Below are 18,798 nucleotides of genomic sequence, written 5' to 3' on the forward strand. Positions count from 1 at the left end.
GATCAAGGGACGCCACCCATGTTCGCCACACCCGACGGAGCCCTGGTTTTTGAAGATGATCGGGCTAGCAACTCGCCAATGTCGGACGGGCATTCACAATCAAGTTCGCTGCATCTGGTCGCGCGGCAGTTTCGCGACGCCAGGGGCAAGCTGCTGGGCTGGATCCGGCGGCGTGTGCCTGACCCTAGCGAAGCCGAAGACCTGCTGCAGGACACCTTCCTGCGGGTCACCCAGCGCGAGGCGCCCGAGGGGGTCGCGCACTTCGAAGGCTACCTCTATCGCACCGCAGAGAGCGTCCTGGCCGATCGCTACAGGCGGCGCAGCGTCCGGCGCGCCGATGCGCATGTCGCCCTCGAACCCGAGATCCACCGCACCGAAGACGCCGACGCGCTGCGCGCCCTGCTCGCCAGGGAGCGGCTTCGCGCCGTGTCGGCAAGCCTGATGGCGCTCCCGGAACGAACCCGCGCGGTGTTCGTCCTGCGCCGCCTGGAGGGCCTGCGCTACGGCGAGATCGCCACGCGCCTGAAGGTTTCGCTGAGCACCGTCGAAAAGGACATGGCTCGCGCCATCGACCATCTGATGCTTGAGGAGGGCGAGGCATGAACGCCGATCTGCCCTCCCCGCAAGCCCTGCAGGAACTGGGGCCGAAAGCGGCCGCGGCGCTGTGGCTTGCGCGCCTGCAACACGACCCTTCGGCCGAGGACGACGCGGCGTTCGCACGCTGGCTGGCGCAGAGCGACGCCAACCGCCTGGCCTGGGATCGCGCGCGCGATTTCTGGGACGTGTTCGAAGACCCCCAGACCAACGAACTGCTATCCCACCTGCGCAAGGACGCCCTGTCCCTTCGCGCCCGTCCCTCGGCCTCGCCTGCGCCTTGGTATCTCGCAGCGGCTTCGATCGCCGCGGTCGTCGTCGGCGGCGTGCTGTTCTCGATCCTTGGCGGCCAGCCCATTGTGCCCCCGCCGACGCAGGTGGCCGGCGTCGGCGCTCGGGATCTGACGCGGTTCGGCCAGAACGACTACGAGACCGGAGCCGGGCAGCGGCTGAACGTGAAACTGGAAGACGGCACGCGTCTTGTGCTGTCGCCGGGCAGCGCCGTGGATATCGGCTACGCCGACGGCCAGCGGCTCGTCCGCATGACGCGCGGCGAGGTGCTGTTCGACGTCAGGCATGACGCGGCTCATCCCTTCAGGGTGGCGGCCGGCGAGCGGGTGGTGTCGGACCTGGGCACGCGCTTCAACATTCAGGTCCAGGACGGCGAGACGCGTGTCCGCCTCGACGAAGGCTCTCTCGGCGTCACGGTCGGCGACGATCCTCGCGTCGTGACCGGCGCCCCGAGGATTCTGGTTCCCGGACAGGAGCTCATCGCTCGCCGAGGGCATGCCGACGAGGTGGTCCAGGCAGAAGCGACGCCCGAAGAGGCTGAACACAAGGTGATCCAGTTCGACAACGTCTCCTTGGCGCAGGCCGTGGCGCAGATGAACCGGCACGCCGACAAGCAGCTCGTCGTGCTCGATCCGGAGGTGGCGGCCCTGCGCGTCAGCGGCGCGTTCCGAACCGACGATCCGGCCCGGTTCGCCACGACCCTGACCACGCTCTATCCGGTACGGCTGGTTCCCTTGCCGGACGGCCGGATCGAGATCGCGCCGCGCGGCAAGGCCAAGCGGTAGTCGCCTTCCCTGCTGCGGTTTCGTTGCGCCTTTTTGCAAGAAGACCGGCGGCGCAACCGCAACGATGCCTGGTATCATCCTGTCGCGCCCCTTCCTGGGAGACCTCCATGTCCCGACCTCCGCTCCCGCCGTTCTCGCGCGAAAGCGCCATCGAGAAGGTCCGCCTGGCCGAGGACGGCTGGAACAGCCGCGACCCCGCCAAGGTCGCCCTGGCCTATACGACCGACACCCGCTGGCGAAATCGCGCCGAGTTCCTGAACGGCCGCGACCAGGCCCAGGCCTTCCTGGAACGGAAGTGGGCCAAGGAACTGGACTATCGCCTGATCAAGGAGCTGTGGGCGTTCGAGGGGGCCCGCATCGCCGTCCGCTACGCCTATGAATATCGCGACGACAGCGGCGCCTGGTTCCGCGCCTATGGCAACGAGAACTGGGAGTTCGACACCGACGGCCTGATGCGCAACCGTCACGCCAGCATCAACGAACACCCGATCGCCGAGACAGACCGCAAGTTCCGCTGGCCGCTCGGCCGCAGGCCGGACGACCATCCCGGCCTGAGCGACCTGGGCTTCTAGCCCGCGCTCTGCGCCAGCCTGTGCGATGAAGGACCCGTCATGAGCCGATACAGCTTCCTGGACCTCGCCAGCTCGGCGAGCGTGAGATCAGCCCAGGCCGAGATGGGGGTCGACCATCTGTGGACACCCGGGCAGGTCGACCGGCAGATGGAGGCGTTCACGGAGAACGAGGAAGCCTTCATCGCCGAGCGCGACAGCTTCTACATGGCCAGCGTCTCGGAAACGGGCTGGCCCTATGTGCAGCACCGGGGCGGACCGCCCGGCTTCCTGAAGGTCATCGACGAGACCACGCTGGCGTTCGCCGACTTCCGCGGCAACCGCCAGTACATCAGCGTCGGCAACCTCGACGCCAACGACCGCGTGGCGCTGATCCTGGTCGACTATCCACGGCGCGCCAGGCTGAAGATCCTGGCGCATGCCGAGCGCCTGGCGCTGGACGCCGAACCGGGCCTGCTGGAGCGCGTCTCAGATCCCGGCTACCGGGCGAGGCCCGAGCGGATCTTCCGCCTGAAACTGTCGGCGTTCGACTGGAACTGCCCCCAGCACATCGTCCCACGCTTCACCCAAGCCGAGATCTCGCAGGCGGTCCAGCCGCTGCATCAGAAGATCGAGGCCCTCGAGGCCGAGAACCGCGCCCTTCGCGAGCGCCTGGATCAGGCCGAACGCTAGGACGCGGCCAGGGTCGCGCTCAGCCCGCAACCCGGTCCAGGAAATCCAGGACGTAATCGGCGATCACGCCCGCATGCGTCTCTAGGGCGAAGTGGCCCGTGTCGAGGAAGTGTACTTCGGCCTGGGGTAGATCGCGCCGGAAGGCCTCCGCGCCGGCCGGCAGGAAGAAGGGATCGTTCGCGCCCCAGACCGCAAGGAGCGGCGGCTGGCGGTCGCGGAAGTACTGGTGAATGCGCGGATAGAGCGCAACATTGCCGGCGTAGTCGGCGATCAGCCCCAGCTGGATGTCCGCATTACCCGGCCGCGACATCAGGGCGTAGTCCAGCCAGTAGCCCTCAGGAGCCACCAGGGTCTCGTCGGGCGCGCCATGGGTGTATTGCCAGCGCGTCGTCTCCAGCGTGAACATCCCCCGCATCGCCTCGCGATTGGCCGGCGAGGGATCGGCCCAGTAGGCCCTGGTCTGCGCCCAGCCATCGCTGAGCCCTTCCTCGTAGGCGTTGCCGTTCTGCGAGATGATCGCCGTGATCGCGCCCGGCCTCGCCAGCGCCAGGCGCAGCCCCACCGGAGCGCCATAGTCGAAGATGTAGATGGCGTAGCGAGCGATCCCGATCGCGTCGGTGAAAGCCTCCATGGCCTTGGCCAGGCTTGCGAAGCTGTAGTCGAACCCGTCCGGAGCGGTCGTGAAGCCAAAGCCCGGGAGGTCGGGGGCGACCACGTGATAGCGCTCCGCCAGGCGCGGGATCAGGTGGCGAAATTGGTGGGACGAGGTCGGAAAGCCGTGAAGCAGCAGGATCGTCGGATGCTCCCGACTTCCGGCCTCGCGATAGAAGATCGAGACGTCGCCGACTTCGGCGCGTCGCAAGGCGATCTCGGACTGAACAGATCTTGGCATTGGCGTCCCTTCGCTATGAGCGAGCGCGGTGCAAAGCGAGCGTCTTCCTGGCGGCGGGTGCACGCCGCCAGGGACGATCCTTGGAGCGTCAGGCGCCGGCCCTGGCCACCGCCTGGGCCTTCTGGAAGCTTTCCATCACCGCGGCGTAGTTGGGCGCGGCCAGGCCGTAGAGCTTGGCCAGTTCGGCGGCCTCGGGACGCGCCCAGGTGCGATGCAGTTCGCTGAGCAGCGCGTTGGTCGAGGTCGGCTTGACCCCGCCCTGGACGAAACGGGCCAGGCTGGTGCGCGAGGCCATTTCGCTGGGATCACCCGAGGCGTCGACCACGGCGTAGACCTCATAGCCGGCCGCCACCGCGTCCAGGGCCGGGAACATCACGCAGACGCTGGTCCAGACGCCGGCCATGATCAGGGTCCTGCGGCCCGTGGCCCTGACCTGCTCGACGAAGTCGCCGTTGTCCCAGGCGTTCACCTCGCCCTTGCGCGGCACGTAGACGGCGTGGGGCGCCAGCTCGTGGATCTCGGGCATCAGCGGGCCGTTGGAGCCGGACGGTTCGGACGCGGTCGTGATCACCGGAATGTTCAGCAGCGTCGCCAGACGGGCCACCATCTCGACATTCCGCCGAAGGTCCGCCACCGCGATGTCCTTGACGGTCTGGAACAGGCCCGACTGGTGATCGAGCAGCAGGATCGCCGCATCGGCGGGATCCAGGAGAGCAGCGCCGCCGCCCGTGGGCAGGACGCTCGTTTTTTGTTTCGGTGACGTGGTCATGGGGACTTCCTCGAATGGTCCGCGCCAGGATCGGCATCCTCGAGGACGCCCCGCGCAGGTCGACCATTCTCCGATCAGTCCGCACGAGCCAGTAAAGCTCCGTAAAATTCGGTATCGGCCCAATCACTGCAAATTTCGAAACCCTATTCACCACGACCGCTTCGAGAAAATTCGCTCACATTTTTCACGAACGAAGCTCATCACTCCAGCCTTGACCAGCCTTTACCACACCTAACCCCGCGCTCGCCTCCAAGGGACTATTTCTATTGACCAACGCCCACCCAGGGCTCGGTCGCCCCATGGAGAACACGATGAAGCGCGCCGTAGTTGGAATGATCGCGGCCATGGCCGCCGCCGGATCGACCGGTGCGGCCTTCGCCGCCGAGAAGCCCGTATCCATCGTCCTGGTCCACGGGGCCTTCGTCGACGCCTCGGGCTGGCGGCCGGTCTATGACCTGCTATCGAACAAGGGCTACGAGGTCCTGATCGTCCAGAACCCGACCATCACGCTGGACGGAGACGCCACGGCGACGCGGCAGGCCATCGCCCAGGCCAGGCACCCTGTCATCCTGGTGGGCCACTCCTACGGCGGCGCTGTGATCACCGAGGCCGGCGCCGACCCCAAGGTCAAGAGCCTGGTCTATCTGGCCGCCTTCGCGCCCGACGCCGGCGAGTCGGTCCTGGAACTGGCCAGCACGCCGGTCCCCGGCGCGCCCCCTGCGCCGCTCCTGCCGCCCAAGGACGGGTTCATCCAGGTCGATCCGGCCAAGTTCGCCTCGGCCTTCGCCGCCGACGTCGACCCCAAGGTCACCCACTTCATGGCCGCCTCCCAGGTGCCGTGGGGCCTGGGCGCGGTCGGCGCCAAGATCACCGCGCCCGCCTGGAAGGCCAAGCCCAGCTACTACCTGCTGGCGACGCAGGACCTGATGATCCCGCCGGCGGCCCAGCGCGCGATGGCGGTGCGGGCCAAGGCCACGCTCGTGGAAACCCCGAGCAGCCACGCCGTGATGCTCTCCAAGCCCGCCTACGTCGCCGACTTCATCGCGATGGCGGCCGACGCGACCAAGTAGTCGCCCCGCAAGACGATCTCGCCGCGCGCAGTCCGCGGGGCGAGGCCCCCTCCTCCCCGAAAACGTCCTGAAACACCAAGGAGACTTCGATGACCCGACTGTTCACGTCCCTGGCGCTCGCCGCCGCCACGCTGTCGGCCGCCACCCTGGCCGCCGCGCCGCACGCCCTGGCCGCCCCGGTGCCGAAGGCGGCCGCCACCCGCCCCGCGCCCCCGGTCATCCACTACAGGACCGCCACCGTCGACGGCGTGAAGGTGTTCTACCGCGAGGCCGGGCCGGCCGACGGTCCGGTGGTGCTGCTGCTGCACGGCTTCCCGACCTCGTCGCACATGTTCCGCGACCTGATCCCGCTGCTGGCCGACAAGTACCGCGTCATCGCGCCCGATTATCCGGGCTATGGCCAGAGCGACGCGCCGGACCACACCAAGTTCTCCTACACCTTCGCCAACCAGGCCGACATCGTCGACAAGCTGGTCGGCCAGCTGGGCCTCAAGCGCTACACCATGTACGTCATGGATTACGGCGCCCCGATCGGCTACCGCCTGGCGCTCAAGCACCCCGAGCGGGTCAGCGGCCTGATCGTGCAGAACGGCAACGCCTATGACGAAGGCCTGCTGTCGCCCTTCTGGGACCCGATCAAGGTCTACTGGAAGGATCGCTCGCAGAAGAACCGCGACGCCCTCAACGGCCTGGTCACGCTGGACATCACCAAGTTCCAGTACACCGACGGCATGGGCGACGTCTCCCGCATCAGCCCCGACAACTGGGTCCACGACCAGGCGCTGCTGGATCGCCCGGGCAACCGCGACGTCCAGCTGGACATGCTCGGCGACTACGGCTCGAACGTGCCGTTCTATCCCGACTTCCAGAAGTTCTTCCGCGACAACCAGCCGCCGACGCTGATCGTCTGGGGCAAGAACGACAAGATCTTCCCCGAGGAGGGCGCCCATCCTTACCTGCGTGACCTGCCCAAGGCCGAGATCCACATTCTCGACAGCGGCCACTTCGCGCTGGAAGACCGCCTCAGCGAGATGGCGCCGCTGATCCACGACTTCCTCGACCGTAATCTCAAGAAGTAGGCCCGCCCTCGGTAGCCGAAGATATCCGCGGCGCTCAGCGCGTCGCGGATATCGTGCGCAGACGCTGGGCGAACATGTCTTCGATCCAGGCCTCGTCCCGGAGCGTAAGCTCGATGAACAGCACCCGGCGCGAGGCTCCAGCCGCCGCCTGCCTGTCGGGATCGTCGGGCATCTCGATGACCATCGAACGCAGGGTCCGCGCCAGCAGCGCCAGCGCCTCTTCGAAGTTCCCATGCGCCGGGCCGGCGGGGGTGAGCGCGACCTCGCCGGCCAGGGCCGCAGGCGAAACTGCGCCCGCGGTCAGCGCCTCGCCGACCTCGACAGGCGAAACGAAGCGATAGCCCCGCCCGTTCACGGTGGCGATGTAGCGGGCGGCGTCGACGTCATCGTCGAGCGCCCGACGCAGGGCGGCGATGTGAACCTTCAGGTTGCCCTCGACGACGGTCGTGCTGGGCCAGGCCTCCTCCAGCAGTTCACGCTTGGTCAGGAGCTCGCCGGGGCGCTGGACAAAGGCCGTCAGCAGATCCAGGGCCCGGCAGCCGACGCGAACGACCTCGCCGCCCCTCAGCAGGAGCTGGCGCCCGGGAATGAAGAGATAGTCCCCGAATGCGAAGGTCGGCGCGGGCGTCATCAGCCGCCCCTCCGGCGCCGGTGGGTGGAATTCGAACGGTTCGACACGCCACCCTCCTTTGATTTGGACGACTAATCGTACCGCCGCGCCGCGTGGAGCTTCAATTCGCCCATGGTCGCGGCGCCCTAGCCCATCGTCGAACCGGCCTCGACCTTGGTCGAGGTGGAAGCGATGCTTTGATCACGATAGGCTGCGGCTGCGTCGGAGAGACAAGACAAAGGGCTCCTTGTGGCACCTCCGCACGTCATGCCGCTGGCGGCCGAAAGTCGGATCCTGGAACAGCTCGAACACGACCTTGAGCGCCTGGGCAGCCTGCCCGAGGCCTGGACCGGCCTGGACCCCACCTCCATCGCCGAAAGCGTTCTGGAGACCCTGCTCGACATGCTCGGGCTGGACTTCGTGGGCCTGCGCTTCAACGACACCACGCATGTGTTTCTTCGCGTGGCGACGGATTTCGCCCAGGCCTGCACGCCCGACGACATCCGCGCCGCGCTGGAGAGCTGGACGGACCATGGCGCGGCCGACACCCGGCTCTCCGTGGGTGGTCAGTCCGTATCGGTGGCCGTGTGCGGGCTGGGCGTCAGCGCCAGCATCGGCGAGATCCTCGCCGGGTCGCGCCGCGAAGGCTTTCCGAACGCCCACGAGCGCTCGAAGCTGAAGATCGCCGCTGCGCAGACCAGCCTGGCCTGTCGGGAAATGCGCGAACTCAGCGATCGCCGACCGCCTGAGGACCAGCGCGCCAATCCGCCGTCCGCCCAGGCGCTGGCGGAAAGCGAATGGCGCCTGCACCTGACCATCAACACCATCCCGGCCATGGCCTGGTCGACGACGCCGGACGGGCTGATCGACTTCTGCAACCAGAACTTCGTCGACTTCGTCGGCTGGACCGCCGAGGAGATCAGCGGCCAGGGCTTCTGGCCGATCTTCCACCCCGACGACACCGCGCACCTGCTGGCGTCCTGGCAGGAGATCATGGCCACCAAGCGCCCGCGCGACGTCGAGGGCCGCATTCGGCGGGCCGACGGCGAGTACCGCTGGTTCGTGCTGCGACAGAACCCGCTGTTCGACGCGGATGGCAACGTCATCAAGTGGTACGGCGCCGGCGCCGACATCGAAGACCGCAAGCGCGCCGAGGCCGCGCTTGAGGAGGCCCAGGCCGCGCTGTTGGCCAGCGAGCAGAACCTCGACCTGATCGTCAATTCGCTGCCCGTGCTGGTCTGGTCCGCCCGCCCCGACGGCAGCGCCGACTTCATCAACCAGAGCTGGCGCGACTATGCCGGCGAGCCGGCGGACAAGATCCTGGAATGGGGCTTCCTGGACCTCTACCACCCCGACGACGTCCCGAGCATGATGGAGACTTGGACGCGGGACATCACCTACAACGACCAGACCGCGCTCAAGGGGCGCATTCGCGGCGCGGACGGTCAGTACCGATGGTTCTATTTCGCGGGTCGGAAGATCACCGACGCCAACGGCGCGGTCCGCTGGTTCGGATGCAATGTCGACATCGAGGATCTGCAGCGCGCCGAGAACGCGCTACGGGAAAGCGAAGCCGCGCTGCGGGAAAGCGAGCGGGCGCTTAGCCTGACGATCAGCACCATCCCCGCGATGGTCTGGTCGACAAAGCCCGACGGCATGCTGGATTCCTGGAACCGGACCTTCCTGGATTTCGCGGGCGTCGCGTTTGAAGAGATCGAGGGCGACGGCTTCTATCGGCTTTTCCATCCTGACGACGTGGAGCCTCTGCGCTCGACCTGGAACGAGGTCGTCGGCTCGACGCGCCCGCAGGAGACCGAAGGCCGCATGATGGGCCGCGATGGCGAATACAGATGGTTCGAGTTTCGTCAGAACCCTCTGCTGGACGCCGACGGCAACGTTCTCAAATGGTACGGCATCGTCGTCGATATCGAGGACAGGAAGCGAGCGGAGAAGGCCTTGAGGGCCAGCGAGGCCGCCTTGCGCGACAACAAGCGCCGGCTCGAGCACATCATCAACGCCGTTCCCGGCCTCGTCTGGTCGGCCGCTCCGGACGGCGAGATCACCTTCCTGAGCCAGCAATACCTGGACTACATCGGCCTCGACGCCGAGCACGCCCTGGCCGGCGCCTGGCGCGACGCCATCCACCCGCAGGACGCCGAAAGCCTCTTCGCGGCGTGGGAAAATGCTTTCACCCGGGGCCTCGCCAACGAGCACGAGGCCCGCCTTCGCCGGGCCGACGGCAGCTATCGCTGGATGCTGTTTCGCGCGAGCCCCTCGTTCGACGACGCCGGACGGCTCGCCGAATGGTTCGGGGTCAACATAGACATCGAAGACCGCAAGGTCGCGCAGGATGCGGTTCGCGCCAGCGAGGCGGCGCTGCGCGACAGCGAACGTGAACTGCAGCAGATCATCTCCTCGATCCCCGGCCTGACCTGGTCGTCCGACGCCAAGGGCGCCACGCGGTTCTGGAGCCAGCAGTACCTCGACTACGCGGGCGCGCAGCTCGACGACGTCCTGGGCTTCAAATTCGCCGACTACATCCACCCCGACGATCGCGACCACATCCTGGAAATGTGGACGCAGATCATCGCCGCCGGCACGCCCGGCGAGGCCGAACTGCGCCTGCGCCGCGCCGACGGCGAGTATCGCTGGTTCCTGATCCGGGCCTGCCCGTTCTTCGACGAGCACGGCAACCTGACCCGATGGTTCGGGGTCAATGTCGACATCGAGAACCGCAAGCGCGCCGAGGAAGATCTGCGCCAGAGTCAAAGCGATCTGGCCCACGTCACACGGATGACCACGATCGGCGAGCTGGCGGTGTCGATCGCCCACGAAGTCAACCAGCCGCTGATGGGCGTGGTCACCAACGCCAGCGCCTGCCTGCGCTGGCTCGATGGCGCGCAGACCGACATCGCCATGGCCCGCCAGGCGGCCGAGCGCATCGTCCGCGATGGTCACCGGGCCGGCGACATCATCGCCAGCCTGCGCAGCCTGGCGCGCAAGTCCGCGCCGCGGATGGACCGCGTCAGCCTCGACGATGTCGTCCAGCCCGTCCTCGACCTGCTGCGCGGCGAGCTCAAGCGGCACGACGTGACCGCCAGGGCGGAGCTGGACGACGGCGCCATCGTCATCCTCGGCGACACGACCCAGCTGCAGCAGGTGATCCTCAACCTGATCATGAACAGCGTCGAGGCCATGGCCGGCGCGTCGACGAGCCCCCGACACCTGACCGTGCGGGCCCAGACGCGAGACGGCGAGGCCCTGGTGACCGTAACGGATACCGGGCCAGGCCTCGGCGCCGACGACCCTGATCGCCTGTTCGAGGCCTTCTTCAGCACCAAGCCCGAAGGCATCGGGATGGGCCTTTCCATCTGCCGGTCGATCCTCGAAGCCCATGGGGGACGGATCTGGGCGGCGAGCAACGGGACGCGCGGCGGCGTCTTCAGTTTCACCCTGCCTTTGGCGGAAGGACACGGCGTTCATGTTTCCAAGCGCTAAGGACAGCGATGCGCTCGTCGTGGTCATCGACGACGACGAAAGCGTCCGCGAGGCGCTGCGGGCGCTCTTCCAGTCGGTGGGCCTGACGACGGAGATCTATGGATCGGTGCAGGCGTTCCTCGACGCCGGCCAGCTTGAGCGCGCCGGCTGCATCGTGCTCGACATCCGGCTTCCGGGCCGCAGCGGCCTGGAGTTCCAGGAAGCCCTGGCGCGAAGCGGGGCGGCCCAATCGGTCGTGCTGATCAGCGCCCATGTCGACGTCCAGATGGCGGTGCGGGCGATGAAGGCAGGCGCGATCGACGTGCTGACCAAGCCGGTGCGCGAGCAGGATCTGCTGGAGGCGGTGAACCGCGCCCTGACAAAGGACCGGCAACGACGGGGCGAAGCCAGGCTCGACCAGGCGCTGGCCGCACGCTACGCCACCCTGTCCGAGCGCGAACGGCAGGTCTTCGTGCTCGTCGCCGCCGGCCTGCTCAACAAGCAGATCGCCGAGCGGGTCGCGATCACCGAAGCCACGGTCAAACTGCATCGCAGCCAGGTGATGAAGAAGATGGAGGCCGAGTCCCTGCCCGAACTCGTGCGCATGGCCGACCGGCTGGCCAACGCCGAGGCGAACCCGCAGCTTTGAGCGCCTGGCCAGCGACGGGCGCTCCCCGCCGCCGGCCGCGAGGCTCCTAGGCTTCGTTCAGGAAGCCGCGCAACAGGGCGTTATATTGAGCGGGCTTCTCGTTCATCGTCAGGTGCGAGCAGCCGGCCATCACCGCCAGACGCGCCTTGCCGGCGATGCCGTCGCGAAGGGTCTCGTGACAGTCGAGGGTGACCTCGTCGAACTCGCCGGTGGTGATCAGGGTCTTCTGGGTGATCGCTCCCAGGTCCTTGCGGCGATCCCAGTCCTTGATCTTGCCGACGATGGTGAACTCGTTGGGGCCGTTGAGCACGCGGTAGGCCGGCGACCTGGATAGCGCCTCCAGGGTCGCCAGGACCTCTGGGCTCGGCGGAACCCGCAGCACGAAAGCGTCGTAGAACTTCTGGACGAGCTGGGCATACTCGGGCGCGCCCGTCTTGCCGGCCTTTTCCAGGGCGCGGATCTTGCCGCCCCAGCCGTCGGGCATGGTGGCGAAGAGACGCTCGAAGCCGGCCACCACCTGCGGAATGCTGGCCATGGCGCCGCTGAGGATCAGGCGGTCGACGCCCCTGCCCCGCCCCAGGCACAAATACTCCACCGCCAGCAGCGCGCCCCACGAGTGCCCCAGCAGCACGACCTGGTCCAGGCCCAGGGCGGTGCGGACCGCGTCCACCTCGTCGACCGACCGCTGGATCGAGTACGCGCTGTCCTCTTCCGGCGCATCCGAGCGGCCGCATCCCAGCTGATCGTAGAAGATGACCGGGCGCTCGTCGGCCAGGGCCTGCAGCGGAAGCAGGTAGCTGTGCGACGATCCGGGTCCGCCATGCAGGGTCAGCAGCGGCGTCTTGCCTCCGGCGCCGAACTTTCGCCAATAGACCTTGCCGCCCGGGACGCTCGCAAAGCCTTCGGCCTGAGGAACCTGCGCCAGCGCGCGATCCGCCGTGGCGACAAGGCTCGCGCCGAGCAGGCCCGCCGAGGCCTTCAAGGTCGCGCGACGGGTCAAGCCCTTGGTTGCCATGTTCGATGCTCCTTTCATCAAACCGCCCAGCAGCCGCAGCCCATCACGCCCCAGAAGGAGCGCGGATCGGCGGTCGGGGCCTCCTGGCCCAGAGCGGCGGCGTGGTCGTGGCCGTGGACGTTGCAGGCGCTGGCGCAGCCGCAGGCGCTGGCCAGGGCGCGGGCGTGCTGGCGGGAACGATCCTGGTAGCCCCCGAAGGTCCGCACCGGCGACCAGTCGGGCATCGGCGGCGGCAGGGAGGGCGCCAGCTTGCCGAAGTCGCCTTCGCCATGGACCACCTTTCCGCCCAGCAGGGTGAGCACCGACGACAGGTGCGGGATCTGGTCCTCGGACACCGTCATGTAGTCGTCGCTGAGCACCGCCAGGTCGGCCAGTTGGCCGACAGCGATCTGCCCCTTCTTGCCCTCCTCGTTCGAGAACCAGGTGTTGGCGGTGGTCCACAGCCGCAGGGCCTCCTCGCGGTCCAGGCGGTTGGCCGGCGGATAGAGGCGCGCGCCGCCCACCGTCTTGCCGGTGACCAGCCAGTTCAGCGACACCCACGGATTGTAGCTGGCCACGCGGGTCGCATCGGTGCCGGCGCCCACCGGGACGCCAGCCTTCAGCATCTTGCCGATCGGGGGCGTCGCCTCGGCGGCCTTGGCCCCGTATCGCTCCATGAAGTACTCGCCCTGATAGGCCATGCGGTGCTGCACGGCGATGCCGCCGCCCAGGGCCGCGATGCGGTCGATGTTGCGCTCGCTGATCGTCTCGGCGTGGTCGAAGAACCAGTGCAGGCCATCGAACGGCATATCGCGGTCGACCTTCTCGTAGACGTCCAGCGCCCGGCTGATCGTCTCGTCATAGGTGGCGTGCAGCCGCCAGGGCCAGCGGTTCTCGACCAGGTGGCGGATCACCGGCTCCAGGTCGGTTTCCATGTTGGCCGGCATCTCAGGCCGCGCGACGCGGAAGTCCTCGAAGTCGGCGGCGCTGTAGACCAGCATCTCGCCCGCGCCGTTGTGGCGGTACTTGTCGTCGCCCTGGCCAGGCTTGACCTGCCTGGACCAGGCCTGGAAGTCGGCCAGCTCGGCCTTCGGCTTCTGGGTGAAGAGGTTGTAGCTGATCCGCAGGGTCAGCTGGTCGTCGATGTGCAGCTTCTCGATGATCGCATAGTCGTCGGGATAGTTCTGAAAGCCGCCGCCCGCGTCGATCACGCTGGTCACGCCCAGGCGGTTCATCTCGCGCATGAAGTGGCGGGTTGAGTTCAGCTGATACTCGGGCGGGAGCTTGGGTCCCTTGGCCAGGGTGGCGTAGAGGATCGTCGCATTCGGCTGGGCCAGCAGCAGGCCGGTGGGATTGCCGGCCGCGTCGCGCTGGATCTCACCGCCGGGCGGGTTGGGCGTGTCCTTGGTGTAGCCCACCGCGCGCAGGGCCGCCGCGTTCAGCAGCGCCCGGTCGTAGAGGTGCAGGATGAACACCGGCGTCTCGGGCGCGGCGGCGTTCAACTCCTCCAGGGTCGGCAGGCGCTTTTCGACGAACTGGTGCTCGGTGAAGCCGCCGACCACGCGCACCCACTGCGGGGGCGGCGTGTTGGCGGCCTGCTTCTTCAGCATGGTCATGGCGTCGGCCAGGGTCGGCACGCCGTCCCAGCGCAGCTCCATATTGTAGTTCAGCCCGCCGCGGATGATGTGCATGTGGCTGTCGATCAGGCCCGGAATGACGCGACGGCCGCCCAGGTCGATCAGCTGGGCGTCGGCCTGGGCCAAGGCGCGCACCTCCCCCTCCTCGCCGACGGCGACGAACCGTCCGCCACGGATCAGCACGGCCGCGGCTCTGGGATTGCCGCGATCCAGCGTCGTGATCTTGGCGTTGACGAGGATGAGATCGGGCATGGAGCCCCTTTCGGCAAAAGCGGAACTGGAAAGAAGAGCGGCGCCCAGCGCCAGGGTCCGGCGGCGGCTCAGGCTCATGGCTGCACCGGGGGATCCCCCGCCTCGCTCGGCTTGGCCGCCTGAGGACCCAGGACGTGGACGGCGCAGTCGGACTTGATGAAGGCCATGACCGGAGCGCCGGCGGCGAGCCGCTTGACGATCGGCACGGCCTGCTCGCCGAGCAGAATGCCCATCAAACCGATCAGCGCGATGGCCGGCGGCGCCGGCGAGCGCACGCTCAGCAGGGCGTAGATCACGCCAACCAGCAGCCCGGCGCCGAGAGAGAGAAGGTAGGGCTTCATGAAGACGCTCCATCTGGATGGCGGACCCGGACCAGGGCGGCGCACGGCGAAGAAGAACGCCGGCGACGCAGGACATCGAGCCGCCGACGCTCGGCGCCGACTTTGGCTTTCCAGGGCCAGATGGCTTGAATGGATCGGTTGTCGGCGTGGGCGCGGCGGTTCACGCGCCGGCGGCCAGCAAGAATTCGGACCTTTTCGGCGGTCAGGCCAGGTCCTGCTCAGACGCCATGACCGGAAGAACCCACGGTTCACTGGTCTTTACTGCGCTTTACTCCTGCCGCGCCGCCCCTGCGCCTAAGGTCACTGGCGAAAACTTGATCCACGGAGACGGCGCATGGCGCAGATCGAAATCACCAGAGGCCTGGGCGCGGAGCTGGTCCGCCATGCGCCCGCCCCCGTCGAACACTCGGCGACGCCGGTCGAGCCGCCCCGGTGGGAAGGGCTTCTGCCCTGGCAGGCAAGGCGGGTTCGCGACTACGTCGACAGCGACCTGGGCGGCCGGCTGTCGATACGCACCGCCGCGCAACGCGCCAAGCTCAGCCCGAGCTACTTCTCGCGCCGCTTTCGCCAGTCTTTCGGCGTGACGTTCTCGCGGTTCGTCGCCCATCGCCGGATCGAGCTGGCCCAATCGATGATGGTGCTCGGCGCCACGAGCCTGTGCCAGATCGCCCTGGCCTGCGGCTTCACCGACCAGGCGCATTTCACCCGCACGTTCGGCGGCCTGACCGGCTCGACGCCCTCGCAGTGGCGGCGGACCGCGGCGCTTGAAGGCCGATCAGCCGAAGCGATGGGCTCGTGCTAGGGGCGAAGACGCGGCCAGCCGGCGGTCGATGGAGCGCATCTCCGCCGGCGGGACCGCCTCCCCAAGACAGGCTCGGACGGCCCATGACGAGAAACGGCCGCACCTGGCGGGGAGCCCGCCGGGTGCGGCCGTCGAAGGCCTAGGGACAGCGCCCCCGCATCAGGAGCCGGACTGCGCGGCGCAGTTTGCTATGGCCTTGCCGGCCTCCCCCCGGCAGCCGCCACCGCCGGCGCCGGTCTCGCCAGAGGCGGCGCCGTCGCCGACGACCTCCGCCGCTTCGGAGAACGACACCGCGATCGGCGACGGCGTCAGGTCACGCCCGCCCGACACCGCGCCGGGCACGGATGCCCCGCTACCGACGTCGCCGGTGTCGACGACCCGCGAAGGCGGGTTGGACGACGGCGCCGGCGTGACGGAGAGCACCGCGTCGACGAAGGTCACCGCATAGTTCGGGCTCAATGCGAGGCTGCCGCGGGTGATCGCGTAGTCGCCGACCAGCGAACCGGCATCGGCCGTGGTGGCCAGCGCGCCGGAAAGCGTGTCGCCGTTGACCAGGCCGCGCCCGCCGACCGTCCAGGTCAGCGCCGGGTTGGTCGCGCCATAGACGCGGCTGAGGGCGTCAGCGGTCACGATGATGGTCCGCGGCGTGATGGTCAGCGCCGAGGCGTTGCCCGCCGCCTGCACGCTGGTCAGCACGTAGTTGCTGCTCGCGCTCAGACCCGAACCGCTGACGGCGTAGGTCCCGACGCCCGAGGTCGCCGTCGCCGTGGTGGTCCAGGCGGCGCTGCCCCACAGGGTGTCGGCGCCGACCAGGCCGTCGACCACATAGCCGCCGGAGAGGCCGCCGGGGGTGTCGCCATAGACACTGCCGACGCCGTTGGCCGTGTAGGTCACGGTCAGCGCCTTGGGCGTGATGGCCAGACCGCCGTTGACGTAGGTGATCACGTAGTTCGCCAGACCGTTGCCGGTCGCGTTCGACAGGGCGTCGGCATAGCTGCCGGCGAAGACGCCGCCCGCCAGGCCCGAGACCGAAGTCACGGCGTCCGAACCTACCAGGCCGCTTGTGGTGAAGCCGTTGATCTGGGCCGCGCCGTTGTAGACCACCGAGCCGGTGTTTCCGGTCACGGTCAGCGCCTTGGGCGTGATGCCCAGACCACCGTTGACGTAGGTGATGGCGTAGTTCGACAGGCCGTTGCCGACGGCGCCCGACAGGACGTCGACATAGGTCCCGACATTGGTCCCGCCGGCCAGGCCCGCSACCGAGGTSACGRYGTCSGARCCGACCAGGCCGYTGGYSGTGAAGCCGTTGGTCTGMRSRCCGCCRKTATAGATCRMCGAGCCGGTGTTGCCGGTCACGGTCAGCGCCTTGGGCGTGATGGCCAGGCCGCCGTTGACATAGGTGATGGCGTAGTTCGACAGGCCGCTGCCGGTCGCACCCGACAGAACGTCGACATAGGTCCCGGCATTGGTCCCGCCGGCCAGGCCCGCCACCGAGGTGACCGCGTCCGAACCAACCAGGCCGTTGGTCGTGAAGCCGTTAGTCTGGGCCGCGCCATTGTAGACGCCCGAGGTCGTCCCGCCGGTGATAACCAGGGCCTTCGGCGTGATGACCAGGCCGCCGTTGACATAGGTGATGGCGTAGTTCGACAGGCCGTTGCCGGTCGCGCCCGACAGAATGTCGGCATAGGTCCCGGCATTGGTCCCGGCCCCCAGCCCCGCAACCGAGGTCACGGTGTCCGAGCCGACCAGGCCGTTGGTCGTGAAGCCGTTGGTCTGCAGGCCGCCGTTGTAGACGCCCGAGGCCGTTCCGCCGGTGATGACCAGCGCCTTGGGTGTGATGGCCAGACCGCCGTTGACGTAGGTGATGGCGTAGTTCGACAGGCCGATGCCGGTCGCGGCCGACAGGCTGTCGGCATAGGTCCCGACATTGGTCCCGCCGGCCAGGCCCGCCACCGAGGTGACGACGTCCGAACCGACCAGGCCGTTGGCCGTGAAGCCGTTGGTCTGCACACCGCCATTATAGATCACCGAGCCGGCGCCGCCGATGATGGTCAGCGCCTTGGGCGTGATGGCCAGACCGCCGTTGACATAGGTGATGGCGTAGTTCGACAGGCCGTTGCCGGTCGCGCCCGACAGAACGTCTGCGTAGGTCCCGACATTGGTCCCTGCGCCCAGCCCCGCCACCGAGGTCACGACGTCCGAACCGACCAGGCCGTTGGTCGTGAAACCGTTGGTCTGCACGCCGCCATTGTAGATCACCGAGCCGGCGCCGCCGGTGATGGTCAGCGCCTTGGGCGTGATGGCCAGGCCGCCGTTGACGTAGGTGATAGCGTAGTTCGACAGGCCGGTACCGGTCGCGCCCGACAGAACGTCGGCATAGGTCCCGACGTTGGTCCCTCCACCCAGCCCCGCGACCGATGTCACGGTGTCGCCGTTGATCAGGCCGCTGGTGGTGAAGCCGTTGACCTGGGCCGCGCCGTTGTAGACTAGCGATCCGGCGTTGCCGGTCACCGTCAGTGCACGGGGCGTGATGGTCAGGGCGGTGGCGTTGCCGGCCGCCTGGCTGGCCACCAGCGTGTAGTTGGAGCCGACGCCGAGGCCCGAACCGGTGATGGCGTAGCCGCCGACGCCCGAGGTGGTGGTCGCCGCGGTCGTCCAGCTTGCCGTGCCCGACAGCGTGTCGCCGCCGATCAGGCCGCTGGCGAGGTAGCCGCCGCCAAGGCCGATCGGCGCCTGGCCGTAGGTGCTGCTGGCGGCATTGGCCGTATAGGTCACCGTCACGGCCTTGGGCGTGATGGCCAGGCCGCCGTTGACATAGGTGATCGTGTAGTTCGACAGGCCGAGGCCGACCGCGCCCGACAGGCTGTCGACATAGGTCCCGACATTGGTCCCACGGCCCAGGCCGTCGACCGAGGCCACCATGTCGGAACCGACCAGACCGGTGGCGGTGAAGCCGTTGATCTGGAGGCCGCCGTCGTAGGTGTTGGAGGCGCTGTCGCCGGTGATGGTCAACGCCTTGGGTATGATCGCCAAAGCGCCGTTGGTGTAGGTGATGTTGTAGTTCGACAGGCCGCTGCCGGTGGCCCCCGACAGGTTGTCGGCATAGTTGCCGACACTGGTCCCACCGCCCAGGCCCTGGACCGAGGTCACAGCGTCCGAGCCCACCAGACCGATCGTGCTGAAGCTGTTGGTCTGCCCCGCCCCGGTATAGATGGATGGGGTAAGTCCGCCAATGATGGTCAGGGCCTTGGGCGTGATCGTCAGCCCACCGTTGACGTAGGTGATGGCGTAGTTCGACAGGCCGCTGCCGGTCGC

At 68.1% G+C, this 18,798-nt stretch carries 16 protein-coding genes; 9 read left to right on the top strand and 7 right to left on the bottom strand.

What is annotated here, in order from left to right:
* Positions 1-18: 18 nt before the first annotated feature.
* From AC1DCG_RS12520 to AC1DCG_RS12535, 4 genes are all read left to right on the top strand, one after another.
* Positions 19-603: an RNA polymerase sigma factor gene (locus AC1DCG_RS12520; protein ID WP_477028169.1), complete on the top strand. Its 585-nt coding sequence runs from the start codon at positions 19-21 to the stop codon at positions 601-603.
* Positions 600-1,670 (top strand): FecR family protein, encoded by a 1,071-nt coding sequence (locus AC1DCG_RS12525; protein WP_477028170.1) that lies wholly within the window; start codon positions 600-602, stop codon positions 1,668-1,670. The genes AC1DCG_RS12520 and AC1DCG_RS12525 overlap by 4 nt, the downstream gene beginning before the upstream one ends.
* A 107-nt stretch (positions 1,671-1,777) precedes the next feature.
* Entirely contained in the window at positions 1,778-2,242 is a 465-nt protein-coding gene (locus AC1DCG_RS12530) for a nuclear transport factor 2 family protein (protein ID WP_477028171.1), read from the top strand.
* A gap of 39 nt (positions 2,243-2,281) precedes the next feature.
* On the top strand, positions 2,282-2,911 hold the full coding sequence (locus AC1DCG_RS12535) for a pyridoxamine 5'-phosphate oxidase family protein (protein ID WP_477028172.1): 630 nt from the start codon (positions 2,282-2,284) through the stop codon (positions 2,909-2,911).
* A 19-nt stretch (positions 2,912-2,930) separates the two neighbouring features.
* Here the strand turns inward: AC1DCG_RS12535 and AC1DCG_RS12540 are convergent, their stop codons facing one another.
* Both AC1DCG_RS12540 and AC1DCG_RS12545 read right to left on the bottom strand, forming a co-directional pair.
* Complete coding sequence (locus tag AC1DCG_RS12540) at positions 2,931-3,773, bottom strand: alpha/beta fold hydrolase (RefSeq protein ID WP_477028173.1); 843 nt, start codon at positions 3,771-3,773, stop codon at positions 2,931-2,933.
* A 118-nt stretch (positions 3,774-3,891) separates the two neighbouring features.
* Positions 3,892-4,572, bottom strand: coding sequence for an isochorismatase family protein (locus AC1DCG_RS12545; protein ID WP_477028174.1), 681 nt, complete (start codon positions 4,570-4,572; stop codon positions 3,892-3,894).
* A gap of 311 nt (positions 4,573-4,883) precedes the next feature.
* Between AC1DCG_RS12545 and AC1DCG_RS12550 the strand changes: the two genes are divergently transcribed.
* Together AC1DCG_RS12550 and AC1DCG_RS12555 are read left to right on the top strand one after the other, a co-directional pair.
* Entirely contained in the window at positions 4,884-5,642 is a 759-nt protein-coding gene (locus tag AC1DCG_RS12550; RefSeq protein ID WP_477028175.1) for an alpha/beta fold hydrolase, read from the top strand.
* Positions 5,643-5,731: 89 nt separating this feature from the next.
* Positions 5,732-6,721, top strand: a complete 990-nt coding sequence (locus AC1DCG_RS12555; protein ID WP_477028176.1) for an alpha/beta fold hydrolase — start codon at positions 5,732-5,734, stop codon at positions 6,719-6,721.
* A 34-nt stretch (positions 6,722-6,755) separates the two neighbouring features.
* On the opposite strand, the gene AC1DCG_RS12560 is transcribed toward AC1DCG_RS12555, so the two are convergent.
* Positions 6,756-7,352, bottom strand: coding sequence for a winged helix-turn-helix domain-containing protein (locus AC1DCG_RS12560; RefSeq protein WP_477036413.1), 597 nt, complete (start codon positions 7,350-7,352; stop codon positions 6,756-6,758).
* Positions 7,353-7,580: 228 nt separating this feature from the next.
* Between AC1DCG_RS12560 and AC1DCG_RS12565 the strand changes: the two genes are divergently transcribed.
* Both AC1DCG_RS12565 and AC1DCG_RS12570 read left to right on the top strand, forming a co-directional pair.
* Positions 7,581-10,829: a PAS domain-containing sensor histidine kinase gene (locus AC1DCG_RS12565; RefSeq protein ID WP_477036414.1), complete on the top strand. Its 3,249-nt coding sequence runs from the start codon at positions 7,581-7,583 to the stop codon at positions 10,827-10,829.
* Positions 10,813-11,457 (top strand): response regulator transcription factor, encoded by a 645-nt coding sequence (locus tag AC1DCG_RS12570; RefSeq protein WP_477028179.1) that lies wholly within the window; start codon positions 10,813-10,815, stop codon positions 11,455-11,457. Before AC1DCG_RS12565 ends, AC1DCG_RS12570 begins: the two co-directional genes overlap by 17 nt.
* Before the next feature lie 46 nt (positions 11,458-11,503).
* Here AC1DCG_RS12570 and AC1DCG_RS12575 read toward each other — a convergent pair whose 3' ends face one another.
* The 3 genes from AC1DCG_RS12575 to AC1DCG_RS12585 all read right to left on the bottom strand — a co-directional run bounded on the left by AC1DCG_RS12575 (position 11,504) and on the right by AC1DCG_RS12585 (position 14,681).
* Positions 11,504-12,472, bottom strand: a complete 969-nt coding sequence (locus AC1DCG_RS12575; protein WP_477028180.1) for a proline iminopeptidase-family hydrolase — start codon at positions 12,470-12,472, stop codon at positions 11,504-11,506.
* 17 nt (positions 12,473-12,489) lie between these two features.
* Positions 12,490-14,340, bottom strand: coding sequence for an amidohydrolase (locus AC1DCG_RS12580; RefSeq protein WP_477028181.1), 1,851 nt, complete (start codon positions 14,338-14,340; stop codon positions 12,490-12,492).
* A gap of 74 nt (positions 14,341-14,414) precedes the next feature.
* On the bottom strand, positions 14,415-14,681 hold the full coding sequence (locus tag AC1DCG_RS12585) for a XapX domain-containing protein (RefSeq protein WP_477028182.1): 267 nt from the start codon (positions 14,679-14,681) through the stop codon (positions 14,415-14,417).
* Between the two features lie 334 nt (positions 14,682-15,015).
* Here AC1DCG_RS12585 and AC1DCG_RS12590 point away from each other — a divergent pair, with 334 nt between their 5' ends.
* Positions 15,016-15,483 (top strand): helix-turn-helix domain-containing protein, encoded by a 468-nt coding sequence (locus tag AC1DCG_RS12590; RefSeq protein ID WP_477028183.1) that lies wholly within the window; start codon positions 15,016-15,018, stop codon positions 15,481-15,483.
* Between the two features lie 159 nt (positions 15,484-15,642).
* Here the strand turns inward: AC1DCG_RS12590 and AC1DCG_RS12595 are convergent.
* The coding region (locus AC1DCG_RS12595) for a beta strand repeat-containing protein (RefSeq protein WP_477041510.1) at positions 15,643-18,798 on the bottom strand (3,156 nt) is incomplete at its 5' end.

This window comes from Caulobacter sp. 10L414, assembly GCF_056395525.1.